Source organism: Segeticoccus sp. (assembly GCF_035708005.1).
The window spans coordinates 1-15,221 of record NZ_DASSTI010000008.1; the positions used below are offsets into that span (position 1 = coordinate 1).

15 protein-coding genes are annotated in these 15,221 nt (G+C 70.7%); 12 read left to right on the forward strand and 3 right to left on the reverse strand.

Annotation, left to right across the window (positions count from 1 at the left end; all coding sequences use genetic code 11):
* Positions 1 to 992 (reverse strand): inositol-3-phosphate synthase (locus tag VFL99_RS00635; protein ID WP_325104382.1); only part of this gene is annotated, 992 nt, incomplete at its 3' end.
* Between the two features lie 2 nt (positions 993 to 994).
* On the reverse strand, positions 995 to 1,666 hold the full coding sequence (locus VFL99_RS00640; protein ID WP_325104383.1) for a PadR family transcriptional regulator: 672 nt from the start codon (positions 1,664 to 1,666) through the stop codon (positions 995 to 997).
* A 336-nt stretch (positions 1,667 to 2,002) separates the two neighbouring features.
* Between VFL99_RS00640 and VFL99_RS00645 the strand changes: the two genes are divergently transcribed.
* The 6 genes from VFL99_RS00645 to rplI all read left to right on the forward strand — a co-directional run bounded on the left by VFL99_RS00645 (position 2,003) and on the right by rplI (position 7,584).
* Positions 2,003 to 4,324, forward strand: coding sequence for a transglycosylase domain-containing protein (locus VFL99_RS00645; protein WP_325104384.1), 2,322 nt, complete (start codon positions 2,003 to 2,005; stop codon positions 4,322 to 4,324).
* 16 nt (positions 4,325 to 4,340) lie between these two features.
* On the forward strand, positions 4,341 to 5,762 hold the full coding sequence (locus VFL99_RS00650; protein ID WP_325104385.1) for a glycosyltransferase 87 family protein: 1,422 nt from the start codon (positions 4,341 to 4,343) through the stop codon (positions 5,760 to 5,762).
* Positions 5,763 to 5,847: 85 nt separating this feature from the next.
* A complete protein-coding gene (gene rpsF / locus VFL99_RS00655) occupies positions 5,848 to 6,135 on the forward strand; it encodes a 30S ribosomal protein S6 (RefSeq protein ID WP_325104386.1) in 288 nt (95 codons plus the stop codon).
* A 52-nt stretch (positions 6,136 to 6,187) separates the two neighbouring features.
* Positions 6,188 to 6,757 carry a single-stranded DNA-binding protein gene (locus VFL99_RS00660; RefSeq protein ID WP_325104387.1) on the forward strand — a complete coding sequence of 190 codons (570 nt, stop codon included), beginning with the start codon at positions 6,188 to 6,190 and terminating at the stop codon, positions 6,755 to 6,757.
* A 95-nt stretch (positions 6,758 to 6,852) separates the two neighbouring features.
* The gene (gene rpsR, locus VFL99_RS00665) at positions 6,853 to 7,089 is read left to right on the forward strand and encodes a 30S ribosomal protein S18 (RefSeq protein WP_325104388.1); all 237 of its coding nucleotides are present in this window, start codon (positions 6,853 to 6,855) and stop codon (positions 7,087 to 7,089) included.
* 48 nt (positions 7,090 to 7,137) lie between these two features.
* On the forward strand, positions 7,138 to 7,584 hold the full coding sequence (gene rplI / locus VFL99_RS00670; protein WP_325104389.1) for a 50S ribosomal protein L9: 447 nt from the start codon (positions 7,138 to 7,140) through the stop codon (positions 7,582 to 7,584).
* Between the two features lie 241 nt (positions 7,585 to 7,825).
* Here the strand turns inward: rplI and VFL99_RS00675 are convergent, their stop codons facing one another.
* Complete coding sequence (locus VFL99_RS00675) at positions 7,826 to 8,554, reverse strand: GntR family transcriptional regulator (RefSeq protein ID WP_325104396.1); 729 nt, start codon at positions 8,552 to 8,554, stop codon at positions 7,826 to 7,828.
* 155 nt (positions 8,555 to 8,709) lie between these two features.
* On the opposite strand from VFL99_RS00675, the gene VFL99_RS00680 reads away from it, so the two are divergent.
* The 6 genes from VFL99_RS00680 to iolD all read left to right on the forward strand — a co-directional run.
* Positions 8,710 to 9,714 (forward strand): Gfo/Idh/MocA family protein, encoded by a 1,005-nt coding sequence (locus VFL99_RS00680; protein WP_325104390.1) that lies wholly within the window; start codon positions 8,710 to 8,712, stop codon positions 9,712 to 9,714.
* Entirely contained in the window at positions 9,711 to 10,619 is a 909-nt protein-coding gene (locus VFL99_RS00685) for a TIM barrel protein (RefSeq protein WP_325104391.1), read from the forward strand. The genes VFL99_RS00680 and VFL99_RS00685 overlap by 4 nt, the downstream gene beginning before the upstream one ends.
* The gene (gene iolC, locus VFL99_RS00690; protein ID WP_325104392.1) at positions 10,612 to 11,595 is read left to right on the forward strand and encodes a 5-dehydro-2-deoxygluconokinase; all 984 of its coding nucleotides are present in this window, start codon (positions 10,612 to 10,614) and stop codon (positions 11,593 to 11,595) included. Before VFL99_RS00685 ends, iolC begins: the two co-directional genes overlap by 8 nt.
* Positions 11,592 to 12,512 carry a Cgl0159 family (beta/alpha)8-fold protein gene (locus VFL99_RS00695; protein ID WP_325104393.1) on the forward strand — a complete coding sequence of 307 codons (921 nt, stop codon included), beginning with the start codon at positions 11,592 to 11,594 and terminating at the stop codon, positions 12,510 to 12,512. The genes iolC and VFL99_RS00695 overlap by 4 nt, the downstream gene beginning before the upstream one ends.
* Complete coding sequence (iolB, locus tag VFL99_RS00700) at positions 12,509 to 13,429, forward strand: 5-deoxy-glucuronate isomerase (protein ID WP_325104394.1); 921 nt, start codon at positions 12,509 to 12,511, stop codon at positions 13,427 to 13,429. The genes VFL99_RS00695 and iolB overlap by 4 nt, the downstream gene beginning before the upstream one ends.
* Positions 13,426 to 15,221, forward strand: a 1,796-nt coding sequence (gene iolD, locus VFL99_RS00705; protein ID WP_325104395.1) for a 3D-(3,5/4)-trihydroxycyclohexane-1,2-dione acylhydrolase (decyclizing), incomplete at its 3' end; no start/stop codon positions are given. The genes iolB and iolD, both read left to right, overlap by 4 nt.

Below are 15,221 nucleotides of genomic sequence, written 5' to 3' on the forward strand. Positions count from 1 at the left end.
TACGAGGACGCCGAGAGCAGCGGGCCGCCGATGCCCCGGTCGAGGGCGATCTTCGCCGCGCGGACGGCGTCGATGATCACGCCGGCGGAGTTGGGCGAGTCCCACACCTCAAGCTTGTACTCGAGCGAGACGGGCGCGTCGCCGAAGTTGCGGCCCTCGAGCCGGATGAAGGCCCACTTGCGGTCGTCCAGCCAGGCCACGTAGTCAGACGGGCCGATGTGCACGTTGTCGGCGCCCAGGTCCCGATCGACCTGCGAGGTCACCGACAGGGTCTTGCTGATCTTCTTCGACTCCAGCCGGTCACGTTCGAGCATGTTCTTGAAGTCCATGTTGCCGCCCACGTTGAGCTGGTAGGTGCGGTCTACGGTGACGCCGCGGTCCTCGAACAGCTTGGCGAGGACGCGGTGGGTGATGGTGGCGCCGATCTGGCTCTTGATGTCGTCGCCGACGATCGGCAGGCCGGCCGCCTCGAACTTCGCCGCCCACTCGGGGTCGCTGGCGATGAACACCGGCAGCGCGTTGACGAACGCCACGCCCGCGTCGATCGCGCACTGGGCGTAGAACTTGTCGGCCTGCTCGGAACCCACCGGCAGGTAGGAGACCAGCACGTCCGCCTTCGCGTCGCGCAGCGCCCGCACGACGTCGACCGGCTCGGCCGAGGACTCGTGGATCGTCTGCTGGTAGTACTTGCCCAGCCCGTCCAAGGTGTGCCCGCGCTGCACCGTGACGCCCGTGGTGGGGACGTCGGCGATCTTGATCGTGTTGTTCTCCGAGGCGATGATCGCCTCGGCCAGGTCCTTGCCGACCTTCTTGTCGTCGACGTCGAACGCGGCGGCGAACTCCACGTCACCGACGTGGTAGTCGCCGAACTTGACGTGCATGAGCCCGGGCACGGACTCGGTGGTCGAGGCGTCCTTGTAGTAGTGGACGCCCTGCACCAGCGAGCTGGCACAGTTGCCGACGCCGACGATGGCGACGCGCACAGAAGCCATGGTTACTCCTTGTTGTCGGGGTTCTCGGGGAACTTCGGGTGGTCAGGGGTGGTCCGGTGGTCACCGTGGGCAGCACGGTCGCGGCCCCCAGGGGTATGCCGGGAGCGTGCGTTGGCGGCCCGCCGCTCGCTGTCGATCAGCTCGCTGAGCCAGCGGACCTCGCGCTCGGTCGACTCCAGGCCGTGCCGCTGCAGCTCGGCGGTCCAGGCGTCGACGCGCTCGCGGCCGCGCTGGGCGGCCTTGCGGAACTGGTCCAGCCGCTCCTCGAGTCGGCTGCGCCGGCCCTCGAGGATGCGCAGCCGCACCGTCTGCTCGGTCCGGGCGAAGAACGCGAAGTGCACGTCGAAGCTGTCGTCCTCCCAGGCGGCGGGTCCGGCCTCGGTGAGCAGCGCCTGGAAGTGGTCCTTGCCGTCGGGCGTGAGCTCGTAGACGATCCGGCCCCGGCGGGCCGAGGCGGTCTGCCGCCCGGTCCGGGGCGCGCTACTGGCAGGCAGCTCGCGGATCCAGCCGCGCTCGAGCAGTCCGCGCAGGCAGGGGTAGAGCGTGCCGTAGGACAACGGGCGGAAGACGCCGAGCACCGCGTTGAGTCGCTTGCGCAGCTCGTAGCCGTGCATCGGGGCGTCGTGCAGCAGGCCGAGGACGGCCAGCTCCAGCGTCGCGCTCCGACGGCTCACCGCTCACCTCCTGCTCCGGTGGACCGGGCCGCCCGGGCGACCGAACAGGTCGGGGCCGACTCACGGCATACTGACAAACAACGACTATGTCACTGTATCGGACCGATATATCGACCCGCCACCCCTCCAGCCACCCGCGCGTCGCCATCGGGGCCCGCAATCGTTGTGCTGTTCTGCGCGCTCCAGCGACCAGAGCGGCACAACGATCAGCGACAACGATCAGCGACAACGATCAACGCGACGGCTCGCCGTTCAGGCGATGACCAGCGAGAACGGCATACTTGTCCGCAGTTCACTCCCTGACACTCGTGGGCAGTCCCGACCGGAAGAAGACCCTTGTCACCGAGCCAACAGCGCAAGCCCGCCCCGAAGAAGGGGTCGAAGGGCGGCAAGAAGCGACGTTCCCGCCGGAGCCGGATCCTGCGCGGGGCGCTGTGGACCGTGCTGGGGCTCATCGTCCTGGTCGTCATCGCCTTCGTGGTCGCCTACAAGGCCGTCGGCATCCCCTCGCCGAACCAGCTCGCGGCGGCGCAGAGCACCGTCCTCTACTACGCCGACGGCAAGACCGAGCTGGACCGGTTCGGCGCCGTCAACCGGCAGTCGGTGCCGCTGTCCCAGGTGCCCGACCACGTGCAGAAGGCCTTCCTCGCCGCCGAGGACCGCAACTACTACCAGAACGGCGGCATCTCGCTGTCCGGCATGGCGCGCGGCGCGTGGCGGACGCTGACCGGGGCGGGGACCCAGAGCGGGTCGACGATCACCCAGCAGTACGTCAAGAACTACTTCCTGACCAGCAACCAGACCCTGTCGCGCAAGTTCCGCGAGATCATCATCTCGATCAAGCTGGACCACGAGAAGTCCAAGGACGAGATCCTGCAGGACTACCTCAACACCGTCTACTTCGGCCGCGGCGCCTACGGGGTGCAGACCGCCGCCCAGGCCTACTTCGGCAAGAACGTCTCCCAGCTCAACGTCAGCCAGGGCGCGTTCCTCGCCGAGCTCGTCCGCGGGCCGGCGCTCTACGACCCGGCCAACGGCAAGCAGGCCACGCACAACGCCCACGCCCGCTGGCACTACGTCATCAACGGGATGCGCACCGAGCACTGGATCACCCCGCAGCAGAAGGCGAACGCGCGCTTCCCGAAGGTGCTGCCGCCGCACCAGCAGAACGCCGCCTCAGGCCCCACGGGCTACATCACCCAGCAGGTCAAGCAGGAGCTCGAGAACAAGCTGCACCTGACCGAGGACGACCTCGCGCGCGGCGGCTACAAGGTCACCACCACCATCAACCGGCAGGCCCAGCGCGCCGCGGTCAAGGCGGTGCAGGACAACATGCCGAGCGGCGCGGGCACCGGCGACCTGCACGCCGGGCTCACCGCCATCAAGCCCGGCGACGGGGCGGTCGTGGCGATGTACGGCGGTCGCGACTACGCCAAGCGCCAGTTCAACTCGGCGACGGACGCGCACCTGCAGGCCGGGTCGACGTTCAAGATCTTCACGTTGCTCGCCGGGTTGCGGGACCACGTCAGCACCATGAACCGGTATGACGGCCACAGTCCCCAGTTCTTCCCCGAGTTCCAGGGCCCGCAGAACCCGCAGGGGAAGGTGAGCAACTACGGCGACGAGCAGTTCGGCTACATCAACCTGGTCACCGCGACGGCGCACTCGGTCAACACCGTCTTCGCGCAGCTGAACATCCAGGTCGGTCCGGCCAACACGATGAAGGCAGCCGTCGACGCGGGACTGCCGCCGCGCAAGCAGAACTGCACGCCCTCCTCGCACCACTGCACGCCGGGCCTGAACGCCAACGCCGCCAACGTGCTCGGCACTGCCTCGCCCCGGGTCATCGACATGGCCAACGCCTACGCGACCATCGCGGCGCGGGGCGAGCGGGCGACGCCGTACCTCATCAAGAAGGTCACCGGACCGGGTGAGGACTACAGCGCCAAGCCCACGACCACGCGCGCCTTCTCGAAGGACGTCACCGCCGACGTCACCGACGCGATGGAGCACGTGGTGACCGAGGGCACCGGCATCAACGCCCTCGCGCTCGGGCGCCCCGCCGCCGGCAAGACCGGCACCACCGACCGCAACCTCGCGGTCTGGTTCGATGGGTTCACCCCGCAGCTGTCCGCCGCGGTCGCGATGTACAAGGGGGACGGCACCGTCCCGATGCAGAACATCGGCGGCTTCCAGGGCCTGACCGGCGGCACCTACCCGACCAAGATCTGGACCGCCTTCATGCAGGGGGCGCTGCAGGGGCAGCCGGTCGAGCAGTTCCCGCCCCGGGCCGGCGTCAACGACAACCTCGTGCCCACGACGACGGCGCCGACCACGACGACCCCCACGGCTCCGTCGCCCACGACCACCACGACGACCGTGCCGCCGAGCCAGTCGAGCAGCTCCTCGTCCTCGCCGAGCCCGACGACCACGACCTCGCCGAGCCCCACCACCACGACACCGACGCCGACGTCCACCGCGCCCAGCCCGACGTCGCCGAGCCCCACCACGACACCGACGCCGACCCGGACCAAGCCGCCGGCCTCCCCGTCCGGCACGGCCGAGGGGACCGGTGGAGGATCAGGTGGCGGCGCTGGGGGCAACGCTGGGGGCGGCGCGAGCCCGAACCTGACCGGCGCCGTCCCGGGGGCCGGCTGAGGTGCGTCAGGCGGCGGTGTCCGCGGCGCCGACCCGGCAGGACGGAGTGGTCGCGGCTGCCAGCGAGGTGATCGGGGGCCCGCTCGGCCGGTTCGCGACGATCGGCCGGCGCGGGTGGCAGCCCGTGGCTGCCCTGCTCATGGCGCTCGCCAGTGTGTTCCTCGCCGGCGGCGTGCTGGAGAAGGCGCACTGCCTGATGCGCGGGTGGTCGGGGACCGACCAGTTCTGGCACGCCTGCTACTCGGACCTGCCCGTGGTCTACACCACCTCCGGGCTGTCCAAGGGCGTCACGCCCTACCTGCCCGGGGTGGGTGAGCACGCGCTGGCGCAGCCGATCGTCACCGGCCTGACGATGTGGGGACTCGGCGACCTGGTCCCCGGCGGCTCCGGCGTGCTGCGCCAGCAGCAGTGGTACTTCGCCCTCTGGGCCGGCCTGCTCGTCATCCTCCTCACGCTGCTGGTGCTCGTCACCGCCGCGACCGTGAGCGACGTGCCGTGGCGGGCGGCCCACGTGGCGCTCAGCCCGCTGCTCGTGACGGTGGCGCTGGTGTCGGCCGACCTGCTCGGCATGCTGCTCGCCTCGGCCGGGCTGTGGGCCTGGTCGAAGCGGCGCGACGTGCCGGCCGGCATCCTGCTCGGCCTGGCCATCCTCGCCCGCTCCTACCCCGTGCTCATCGCGCTCGCGATGGTGCTGGTGGCCCTGCGCGGCGGCCAACGGCAGCGGGCGGCCCTCCTCGCGGGCGCCACCGCCGGGACCGTCGCGGTGGTGAGCATCCCGTGGCTCGTCGCCGACAGCGGCGGCTTCCTCACGGCATACAGCTCCTGGTGGACCAGCACGGCCGGCTACGGCTCACCGTGGCTCATCCCGCAGCTGCTCGGCCACGCCCTGCCCACGGGCGTCGTCACGCTGCTCGCGCTGCTCGGGTGGGGCGCCGCGGTGCTGGTGGGCACGCGGCTGGCCTTCAGTGAGGGGCCCAGCGATGTCGGAGCAGGTGCGAGACAGCGCAGCGGCGACGTCGGAGGAGCTGCGAGACAGCGCAGTCCCGGTGTCGTGCCGGTGGCGGCGGTGATGATCGCGATCGTGCTGGTGACCGGCAAGAGCATCCCGGTGCAGTCCAGCCTGTGGCTGCTGCCGCTCGTCGCCCTCGCAGGGGTGAAGTGGCGCGACCACCTCATCTGGGCGGGGATGGAGTGCGTCTACTTCATCGCCGTCTGGATCTACGCCCCGATCGGGCAGGACCCCAACCGGGCGATCCCGGCGCACGTCTACGCGATCTTCCTGCTGGCCCGGCTCTTGGCGATCGGGTGGATCGCCGGCGCCATCTGGTGGACCGTTCCCTGGTCGCGGGATTTCGGCTCCGAGCAGGTGGACCGGTATCCTCGGGCAGGTTCGCCGGATTCACCTGTGGACAACGCGGAGCCTGTCGGCTCGGCGTGACAGGGTGATCTCCGGCGGGACGTATCGCAACCCTCCTGTCACGGAGAGACCGTGACCGCCGAGACCAAAGGAGGTGGGTTCACGCATGCGTCAGTACGAGCTGATGATCATCCTCGACCCGGACGTCGAGGAGCGCACCGTCAAGACCTCGATCGACAAGTTCCTCACGGTCGTCACCAAGGACGGCGGACGCATCGACAACGTCGACATCTGGGGTCGCCGTCGTCTCGCGTACGACATCAAGAAGAAGTCCGAGGGGATCTACGCCGTCATCACCATGACGACCGAGTCGGCCACCGCGAAGGAGCTGGACCGCCAGCTCGGGCTCAGCGAGTCCGTGATGCGGACCAAGCTTTTGCGCCTCGGCGCCTGACCACACCCCGCCTGCACCGTCAACTGCATCCTCAACTGCTGGGAGACACCCCATGGCTGGCGACACCGTCATCACTGTCATCGGCAACCTGACCGCCGACCCGGAGCTGCGGTTCACCCCGTCCGGCGCCGCGGTCGCCAACTTCACCGTGGCCTCGACCCCGCGCCAGTACGACCGGCAGTCGGGGGAGTGGAAGGACGGCGAGACGCTGTTCCTGCGCTGCTCGGTGTGGCGTGACGCGGCGGAGAACGTCGCCGAGTCGCTCACCCGGGGCACCCGCGTCGTCGTGCAGGGCCGGCTGAAGTCGCGCTCCTTCGAGACCAAGGAAGGCGACCGCCGCACGGTCTTCGAGCTCGACGTCGACGAGGTCGGCCCGTCGCTGCGCTACGCCACCGCGAAGGTCAACAAGACCCAGCGCGGCGGAGGCGGCGGCTTCGGTGGCGGTCAGGGCGGCGCCGGCGGCCAGGGTGGCTGGGGCCAGCAGGGCGGTGGCTCTGGTGGCTCTGGTGGCGCCCCGCAGGAGGACCCCTGGGCGACCGGCCCGTCGCAGGGCCAGCCGGCCCCGCAAGGTGGCGGCGGTGGCTGGGGTGGTGGCCCGTCCTACGACGAGCCCCCGTTCTGACCTGTTCCCCACACACAACACTGAAGTAACGCCCATCCTGCTGACCGGCACCCTGTGTCGAGGCAGGCTCTCGAGAAGACAAGGAGAGCACCACGATGGCCAAGCCCGTAGTGCGCAAGCCCAAGAAGAAGGCCAACCCGCTGAAGGCGGCGAAGGTCGAGCGAATCGACTACAAGGACACCGCGCTGCTGCGCAAGTTCATCTCCGACCGCGGCAAGATCCGCGCCCGTCGGGTCACCGGTGTCACGGTCCAGGAGCAGCGGCTCATCGCGACCGCCGTCAAGAACGCCCGCGAGATGGCGCTGCTGCCCTACAGCAGCTCCGCCCGCTGAGCCGGTCGCGCCGCAGATCGCGCTGATCGAGCAGAGAGAGGCTCAACCGTGAAGATCATCCTTACCCACGAGGTGTCCGGGCTCGGGACCGCCGGCGACGTCGTCGACGTCAAGGACGGGTATGCCCGCAACTACCTGCTGCCGCGCAGCCTCGCCACGCCGTGGACCAAGGGCGGGCAGAAGCAGGTCGAGGCGATCCAGAAGGCACGCGAGACCCGCGCCGTGAAGTCGCTCGAGGAGGCCCAGCAGGTCAAGGCCCGTCTCGAGGGACAGTCGGTCACCATCACCGTCAAGGCCGGCCAGAGCGGCCGCCTCTTCGGTGCCGTCACCACCGCCGAGATCGCCGACGCCGTCAAGGCCTCCGGCGGCCCCGACGTGGACCGTCGCCGGATCGAGGTGCCCACCCCGATCAAGACGACCGGTGAGCACCAGGCGTTCGTCCGGGTGCACCCCGAGGTCCAGGCGAAGCTGGACCTCACCGTCGTCGCCGGCTGACGACGATCCTGAGGAGTCGGCCGCAACAACCCGGGCTGACGACGATCCTGAGGAGTCGGCCGCGACAACCCGGCTGACCGGCATACCGACACCGCGCTGGGGCGCGGCTCGGCTCACGTGCGCGTGAGCGGGCCGCGCCCCTTCGCGTGGGTGGGCCGGTCGGGGCCGGGCGTGATCCCCGAGATCGGGCCTGGTGTGCGGGTCGGCCACTCAAAACTGTCCACGATCCCCGAGATCGGGGTCAGCGATCGAAGACGGCCACGTCGATGGCGTACTGGTCGGCGCGGTAGCAGTGGTCCCCGTACTCGACCGGTACGCCGGCGGCGTCGGAGGCGCGCCGGGTCATCGTCAGCACCGGCATCGAGCGGCCGACCTGCAGCAGCCGGCGCTCCTCGGCGGTCGTGGTCCGGGCCCCGATCTGCTGGCGGGCCACGGCCGGCCAGATCCCGCGGTTGCGCATGAGGGTGTAGAGGCCGTCGGACTGCAGGTCATCGAGGCGCAGGTCCGCCCACACCGGCGGGAGCCAGTTGCGCAGGATGGCGAGTGGAGCGTCGTCGGCATAGCGCAGCCGCACCATCGCGACCAGCGGGGTGCCGGCGGGCAAGTCCAGCGCAGCGGCGGCGACCTCGTCGACCGCCTCGGTGTCCAGGCTCAGCACCTCGGTGCGAGGCTTGCGCCCGGTGCGGCTGAGGTCGTCATACAGGCTCGTCAGCTCGGCCTTGCGGTGCACCATCTGGTTGGCGACCGAGGTGCCGACCCCACGGCGGCGCACGAGCAGGCCGCGCCCGACGAGCTCGCCGATCGCCCGGCGGACCGTGGGGCGGGACAGGCCGAGCCGGTCTGCCAGTGCCAGCTCGTTCTCCACGGGATCCCCCGGTCGCAGCCGCCCCTCGTCGATGGCCGCGGTGAGCTGCTGTGCCAGCTGGTGGTACAGCGGCACCGGGGATCCCCGGTCGATCCGCAGGACCATGGGCGACGTCGCAGTCACGGCGCCGATGCTACATGTCGCGCGTATGTATGTCTTCATGTCGATATGTCCTGACAAAACCTTGACAGGCGACGAGCACCCACAGCAGTCTGGTCCGAGCAACCCATCCCCGGCGAGGAAGCGGAGACCACGGAGCCATGCGCATCGGACTGGTGGGAGTCGGCAGGATCGGGGCGTTCCACGCCCGGACCCTCAGCGAGGTCGACGGCGTCGACGAAATCGTCCTCGCCGATGCCGATCCCGAACGGGCGCGCGTCGTGGCCAAGGAACTCGACCTGCAGGCGGCTCCCGATCCCGACGACCTGATCGGCTCGGAGCTCGACGGCCTGGTCATCGCCAGCCCGACCCAGACCCACGCCGCCCTGCTGCGTGCCGGGGTTGCCGCCGGCATCCCCACCTTCTGTGAGAAGCCGGTCGCCGGAACGCTTTCGGACACCATCGAACTGGCCCGCGAGCTCCAGGACAGCGCCGTGCCGGTGCACATCGGGTTCCAGCGCCGGTTCGACACCGGCTACCGCCGGATCCGCGAGGCGGTCCGCTCCGGCGAACTCGGCTGGCTGCACAGCATCCGGGCCAACACCCACGACCAGGACCCGCCGCCCGCCGGCTACATCCAGACCTCCGGCGGCATCTTCCGCGACTGCAACGTCCACGACTTCGACATCCTCCGCTTCGTCACGGGCCACGAGGTGGTCAGCGCCTACGCGACCGGGGCCAACAAGGGGGAGCCGTTCTTCGCCGAGTACGGCGATGTCGACACGGGCGCCGCGATCCTCACCCTCGATGACGACACCCTCGTGTTCGTGTCGTCCACGCGTTACAACGGTGGTGGGCACGACGTGCGCTTCGAGGCGATGGGCGACAAGGGCGCGATGGCGGTCGGCCTCGACAGCTCCTTCCCCCTGACGTCGGCCGAGGAGGGCGTCGACTTCCCCAGCGGACCGCAGCACTGGTCGTTCATGGAGCGGTTCCTTCCGGCATACCGGGCGGAGCTGACCGCCTTCACGCAGGTTGCCCGCGGTGAAATCCCCTCTCCCTGCACGGTTGCCGACGCGCTGCAGGCGTTCCGCATCGCCGAAGCGTGCGAGCTGTCGCGGCACGAGGGGCGCCCGGTGCGGCTCGACGAGGTGGATGACCTATGAGTGTGACCCCGGCACCGCTGACCGAACGCATCGCCGGCGCACCCATCTCGTGGGGCGTGTGCGAGGTGCCGGGCTGGGGCTGGCAGTACGACCCGCCGACCGTACTCAACGAGATGCGCGAAGTCGGTTTGGCAGCAACGGAGTTCGGTCCCGACGGCTTCCTGCCGGACGCGCCGCAGGAGAAGGCGAAGATGCTCGCGGACCACGGCCTCGCGGCGGTCGGCCAGTTCGTCCCGGTCGTCCTGCACGATCCGGCGCACGACCCGCTCCCCCAGGTGCAGGCGGCGATCGACGGCCTCATCGCCGCCAACGCGTCCACCGTCATCCTGGCCGCCGCCACCGGGCAGGAAGGGTATGACGCCCGCCCCGTCCTCGACGAGGCCGGCTGGCAGGTGCTGCTCACCAACCTCGACCGGCTCGAGGAGGTGGCGCGGCAGCAGGGACTCACGGCCACGCTGCACCCGCACGTCGGCACTATGGTCGAGACCGGTGCCGAGACGGCTCGGGTGCTGCAGGGCAGTCGGATCGGGCTGTGCCTGGACACCGGCCACCTGCTGGTGGGTGGGGCGGACCCGGTCGCGATCGCCCGTGAGCACCCTGCCCGCATCTCGCACGTGCACCTCAAGGACGTGAAGGCGGCGACGGCGGCCCGCGTCCGGGCTGGCGAGGTCGCCTACGCCGAGGCGGTCGCGCAAGACCTCTACGCCCCGCTCGGAGCCGGCGACGTCGACGTCACCGCGATCGTCGAGTCCCTCGAGAACAGCGGGTATGCCGGGTGGTACGTCCTCGAGCAGGACACCGTCCTCGCGGGGCCGCCCGAGGGTGACCGGAAGCGGGCGCTCGACGACGTCCGCACGTCGGTGGCCTACCTGCGCGCGCTGGCGGAGCGGGGCGTCCATGAGTGAGCCGTTCGACCTCATCACCTTCGGCCGGGTCAGCGCCGACATCTACCCGCTCGAGGTGGGTGTCCCGCTCGAGCACGTCAAGACCTTCGGAAAGTTCCTCGGCGGCTCCGCGACCAACGTCGCCGTGGCGGCCGCCCGGTACGGCCGGCGCAGTGCGGTCATCACGCGGACCGGCAACGACCCGTTCGGCACGTTCATCCACGAGAGCCTGCGTGAGCTCGGCGTCGACGACCGCTTCGTGAGTGCCGTCGACGGGCCGCCGACGCCGGTGACCTTCTGCGAGATCTTTCCCCCGGACGACTTTCCGCTCTACTTCTACCGCTACCCGATCGCTCCGGACCTGCTCGTGCAGGCCGACGAGCTCGACCTGGACGCGATCCGGCAGGCGCGGATCTTCTGGGCGACGGTCACCGGGCTGTGCACTGAGCCGAGCCGCTCCGCGCACCAGGCGGCGTGGCACGCGCGCGGCCGCGCGCCGCTGACGGTCCTCGACCTCGACTGGCGCCCGATGTTCTGGCCGAACGCGGAGGAGGGGCATCGGGTCGTCGACCAGGCCCTCGAGCACGTCACCGTGGCGGTGGGCAACCGCGAGGAGTGCGAGGTGGCGGTCGGCGAGAGTGACCCGGAGCGGGCAGCGGAAGCGCTGCTGGACAAGGGCGTCGAGCTCGCCATCGTCAAGCAGGGACCCAAGGGCGTGCTCGGTCGCACTCGGGACGAGCGGGTTGAGGTGCCGCCGGTGCCGGTAGACGTCGTCAATGGCCTTGGTGCGGGTGACGCCTTCGGCGGGGCGCTGTGCCACGGCCTGCTGGCGGGGTGGCCGCTCGAGCGGATCCTTCGCTTCGCCAACACCGCTGGCGCCATCGTGGCCTCCCGGCTGGAGTGCTCCACCGCCATGCCCCACGAGGCCGAGGTTGACGAGCTCCTGGCCGGCCACCTGCCCCTGGTCCCGGGGCAGCAGCCTGCGGAGACCCGATGACCACGACCCAGCAACGGCCCGCGCCGTTCCTCGGGCCCGAGGCGCTCGCCGGACTGACTGAGACCCGCGCCCGGGCACCGCACCGGATCGACGAGGCGTGGCGCACCCGCCGCCGACGTGCGCTGGTCCCGGACAACGGCCGGCTCCTGCTCGTCGCGGCCGACCACCCGGCCCGCGGGGCGCTCGGGGTCCGCGGCGACGGGCGGGCCATGGCCAGCCGCAGCGACCTGCTCACCCGCCTGACGACGGCGCTGCAGCGCCCTGGGGTCGACGGGGTCCTCGGCACTCCTGACGTCCTCGAGGACCTGCTCCTGCTCGGCGCCCTCGAGGACAAGGTCGTCATCGGCTCGATGAATCGAGGTGGGCTGCAGGGAGCCACGTTCGAGCTGGACGACCGCTTCACGGCATACCGGGCCGCGGACCTGGCCGCGCGCGGGCTGGACGGGGGCAAGATGCTGACCCGCATCGCGCTCCAGGAGGACGGCACCGTGGCGACGCTCGAGGCCAGCGCCCGCGCCGTCACCGAGCTGGCCGAGCACCGGCTGATGGCGATGGTGGAGCCGTTCCTGTCCGTGCGCGAGGGCGACCGGGTCGTGAACCTGCTGGATCCGGACTCGACGATCCTGTCCATGCACATCGCGGCCGGGCTCGGCGCGACCAGCGCCTACACGTGGCTCAAGCTGCCCGTCGTCGACGACCTTGAACGAGTCATGGACGCGACCACGCTGCCCACGCTGCTCCTCGGCGGCGATCCCCAGGGCGACCCCCAAGAGACGTATGCCGGGTGGGGCCGCGCGCTGCAGCTCCCCGCGGTGCGTGGCCTGGTCGTCGGACGGGCCCTGCTCTACCCGCCGGACGGGGACGTCGCCGCAGCCGTCGACCTTGCTGCCGACCTCGTCCACGGAGGAGCGCGATGAGCCTCGCCGACACCGAACGCTGGGTCCGGCCCTTCGGCCGGGGCGAGTCCGACGGCTTCGCCGTCGCCATCCAGCCCGACGAATCCGCCTGGCGCCACACCGGACTGCTCGTGGCACACCTGGACGCAGGTGGGACGCGTTCCCTCGACACCGGCGACCGGGAGTTCATCGTGGTCCCGCTCTCGGGTGCGGTGCGGGTGGACGTGCGCGATGCCGCCGGTGAGGAGCACGGCGTCGACCTGCCGGGGCGCGTCAGCGTGTTCACGGGCCCGACCGACGTCGCCTACGTGCCGAAGGATGCGTCGCTGACGCTGTCGGGCCCGGGCGGGGCACGGGTGGCCCTGGCGTTCGCCGTGGCCAACAAGCAGGCGGATCCCTTGCCGTTCAAGCACATCCCTGCCGACGACGTGCCGGTCGAGCTGCGCGGTGCGGGGCAGTGCTCGCGGGAGGTGCGCAACTTCGGCACCCCGGACGTGCTCGAGGCCGACTCGATCATCGCGTGCGAGGTCCTGACGCCGGCCGGCAACTGGTCGTCCTACCCGCCGCACAAGCATGACGAGGAGCGGCCCGGCGAGGAGACCGAGCTGGAGGAGATCTACTACTTTGAGATCCGGCCCACCCCGGACGCCCCCGAGGGCGCGGATGCCGTCGGGTACCAACGGGTCTATGGGGCAGGTGACCGGCCGATCGACGTGCTGGCCGAGGTCCGCACCGGCGACGTGGTGCTCGTGCCGCACGGCTGGCACGGCCCCGCCATGGCGCCTCCGGGGTACGACCTGTACTACCTCAACGTCATGGCCGGCCCGGGACCCGAGCGCAAATGGCTGATCTGCGACGACCCGGCCCACGGCTGGGTGCGCGGACAATGGGCCGACCAGCAGGTCGACCCGCGGCTGCCCTTCGGAGGTGAGCAGTGACCAGCACCGTCCGCCTCACCGTGGCGCAGGCCACGGTGCAGTTCCTCACCGCGCAGCACACCGAGCGCGACGGCCAGCGACAACGGCTGTTCGCCGGGGTGTTCGGGATTTTTGGGCACGGCAACGTCGCCGGCATCGGGCAGGCGCTGCTGCAGAGCGAGCTGAAAGACCCGCAGCAGCTGCCCTACGTGCTCGCCCGCAACGAGCAGGCGATGGTGCACACGTCGGTCGCCTACGCCCGCGCCAAGGACCGGCTGCAGACGTGGGCCTGCACCGCGAGCGTCGGCCCCGGCTCGACCAACATGCTGACCGGCGCCGCGCTGGCCACCATCAACCGGATCCCCGTGCTGCTGCTGCCCTCCGGCACCTTCGCCACCCGCGTGTCGGCACCGGTGCTGCAGGAGCTGGAGCAGCTGTATGCCGGTGACGTCACGGTCAACGACGCCTTCCGGCCGCTGTCCCGCTACTTCGATCGGGTCCAGCGCCCCGAGCAGCTCCCGTCCGCGCTGCTGAACGCGATGCGGGTGCTGACCGACCCGGTCGAGACCGGGGCTGTCACCGTGGCGCTTCCGCAGGATGTCCAGGCCGAGGCCTTCGACTGGCCGGTCGAGCTGTTCGAGGAGCGGACCTGGCACATCCCCAGGCCGCCGGCCGAGCCGGCGGTCATCGAGAGGGCAGCCGCGCTGATCCGTAGCGCCCGTCGGCCGATGGTCGTGGCCGGCGGCGGCGTCCACTACTCCGGCGCCGAGGACGCGCTGCAAGCCTTCTGCGAGGCGACGGGCATCCCGGTGACGGAGACCCAGGCCGGCAAGGGAGCCCTGCCGCACGGCCACCCGCAGGAGCTGGGTGCCGTGGGGTCGACCGGCACGACCGCGGCCAACACGGTCGCCCGTGCGGCAGACCTCGTCATCGGGATCGGCACTCGTTACAGCGATTTCACCACGGCGTCGCGCACGGCCTTCCAGAATGAGGGCGTGCGCTTCGTCAACGTCAACGTGGCCCGGTTCGATGCCGGCAAGCACGCCGGCCTGCAGGTGCTCGGCGACGCGCGCGAGGCGATCACGGCGCTCACCGCCGCCCTCGACGGCTGGTCCGTGGACCCGGCATACGGCGAGGAGCAGGGGGCACTCTGGCGCGCGTGGGACGTGACGGTCGAGACGGCATACCGGCCGGGGAGCGAGGTGACCGACCGGCTCGCGCCCGGGCTGCTGACCCAGGGTCAGGTGCTGGGGCTGGTCAACGAGCGGTCCGACCCACGGGACGTCGTGGTGTGCGCCGCGGGGTCGATGCCCGGCGACCTGCACAAGCTCTGGCGGGTGCGCGACCGCAAGGGCTATCACGTGGAATACGGCTATTCGTGCATGGGCTACGAGATCGCCGGCGGCATCGGCGTGAAACTGGCGCAGCCGGACCGTGACGTGTTTGTCATGGTCGGCGACGGGTCCTACCTCATGATGTCCAGCGAGCTCGTCACCGCGGTGCAGGAACGGGTCAAGATCATCGTCGTCCTCGTCCAGAACCACGGCTTCCACTCGATCGGCTCGCTGTCGGAGTCGTTGGGGTCACAGCGGTTCGGGACCAGCTACCGCTTCCGGTCCGACGACGGCCGCCTCGACGGGCCGCCGCTGCCGGTGGACCTCGCGGCCAACGCCCGCAGCCTCGGCGCGCACGTCATCGAGGTGCACTCCGCCGCGGAGCTGGCTGATGCCATCGCGCAGGCCAAGGCGGCGCCGGAGGACGGCGGCCCCGTCGTCCTCCACGTCCAGACCGACCCGCTCGTGCACGCCCCCGA